The 1999-nt window shown below is 75.2% G+C and carries 1 protein-coding gene and 1 pseudogene; one reads left to right on the forward strand and one right to left on the reverse strand.

Annotated features, from left to right (window positions below):
• A pseudogene (locus tag C1I97_RS36110) lies at positions 1–778 on the forward strand (lytic transglycosylase); the annotation flags it as partial.
• Between the two features lie 30 nt (positions 779–808).
• Here the strand turns inward: C1I97_RS36110 and C1I97_RS36115 are convergent.
• Positions 809–1999 (reverse strand): ATP-dependent helicase C-terminal domain-containing protein (locus C1I97_RS36115; protein WP_309147858.1); only part of this gene is annotated, 1191 nt, incomplete at its 5' end.

The following is a 1999-nucleotide window of genomic DNA, read 5'->3' on the forward strand; positions in this document are numbered from 1 at the left end:
GACCCCGCCGGCCACCCCGGAGGAGCCGGCTCCGTCCAAGCCGGCCCCGCCGCCCACGGCCACCGACACCGTGCACCACCTCGAGGACGCGGACACGGGCAAGCTCTCCGCCATGGCCGGTGACGTGTTCTCCGAGAAGATCAGCACGCGTGCCGAGACCGAGGACGGCAAGCCGGTCGGCAAGGTCCGGATCCGGTTCACGATCACCGGCGGCACCGACGCCGCCTTCACCGGCGGCGAGAAGGTCGCCACGGTCGTCACGGACGCCTCGGGCGTGTCGGTGGCGCCCGCGCTCCAGGCGGGCGAGAAGACGGGTGACTTCACCGTCCGCGCGGCGGTGGTCGGCCGCTTGCTCCCCGGCGTCGGCTACACGGCCACCGTCACCGAGCGCGCCGCCGACGCCCTCGCCCGCACCTCCGACACCCCGCAGGTCTGCACGCCGGGCGGCGAGTTCGCCGACGAGGTGGAGGTCAGGGCCACCTACAAGGGTGCCGCCGCGGACAGGGTCGCGGCCACCGCCACCCTGATCAAGTCGGACGAGGACCCCGCCGAGAACGACAAGGGCCCCTACTTCAAGGACGCCGACGGCAACCCCGTCCGCACCCTGAAGGACCTCCGGACGGACGCCAAGGGCCTGCTGAAGCTCCCGAAGCTGTACGCGGAAGACACCACCGGCACGTTCCTGCTCCGCATCACCACGGCCGGCGGCGCGACGCTGACGGTGGAACTGAAGGTGGAGCCGGCGGACCCGTCGCCGAGCCCGTCGGCATCCTCGTAGTCGGCGTCCGGACAGCCGGCGTCCGGGCGGTCAGCGGCCGAGCCGGGCGTTGGTGTGCCGGGTCGGCCGCGCGGTCGCGGGATCCTCGGGCCAGGGATGCTTGGGGTACCGCCCGCGCAGTTCCGCTCGTACGTCCCGGTAGCCGCTCCTCCAGAAGGAGGCGAGGTCGGTGGTGACGGCGGTGGGGCGGCCGGCGGGGGAGAGCAGGTGGACGAGGACGGGCACGCCGGCCGCGGCGGGCGTCTCGGTCAGGCCGAACATCTCCTGGAGCTTCACGGACAGCACGGGCTGTTCGGGGTTCGCGTAGTCCAGCCGGACGCGGGAGCCGCTCGGCACCGTGATCCGTTCCGGGGCCAGCTCGTCCAGACGGGCGGCTTCGCCGGTGGCCCAGGGGAGCAGCCGGGCCAGTGCCTGCCCGGCGTCGATACGGGCCAGGCCGGCGCGGCGCCGGGCCCGCCCGAGTTCCGGCTCCAGCCATTCCTCCGCGCGCGCGTGCAGCGCGTCGTCGGACACGTCGGGCCAGGGCTCCCCCAGGTGATGGCGCAGGAACGCGAGGCGCTGCCGCAGTACGACCGACTCCGGTGACCACCGCAGCAGCCCCAGGCCTTCCTGCCGCAGCCCCTCGAGCAGCGCCTCCCGCACGAGGGCGGGATCGGCGTCGGTCAGCGGTCGTGCCGACAGCTCCACGGCGCCCAGCCGCTCGACCCGCCGGGCGACGACGTCCCCGTCCGCCCAGCGCACCTCGTCCCGCTCCTCGTACAGCGCCCCGGCCGCGAGGCGGGCCACGTCCTCGGAGACGGCCGCCGCGAGCCGCACGCGCGCGTGGCCCCTGCCCACCGGCCGGTCGGCCACGGCGACGGCGATCCACGGCTCCCCGTGCAGAGGGGACGCCTCCGGCAGTTCGGCCCGCGTCCCGGACGCCATGAGGTACGACCCGCCGTCGAGCCGGGCCACCCGCTCCGGAAACGCCAGAGCGGCAACGAACCCGGCGTCCGCCCGAGACCCGGCGAGACGGGCGGCCGGACGGGAGACCTCCCCCACGACGGCCCGCAGCCGCCGCACCTCACTCCGCCACCGCGACGCGTACGCGTCACCCCCACGCCGCACACCCCGCAGGGCCGCGGCAAGATCGTCCCCGTACTCCCGCGGCACCTCCTCACTCAGCAGCGCGACGACTTCCGCGGCCCGCTCGACCCCACCGGAGACGGAGGCGTCCAGCAA

This window comes from Streptomyces sp. NTH33 (genome assembly GCF_003236365.1).
GTDB lineage: Bacteria > Actinomycetota > Actinomycetes > Streptomycetales > Streptomycetaceae > Streptomyces.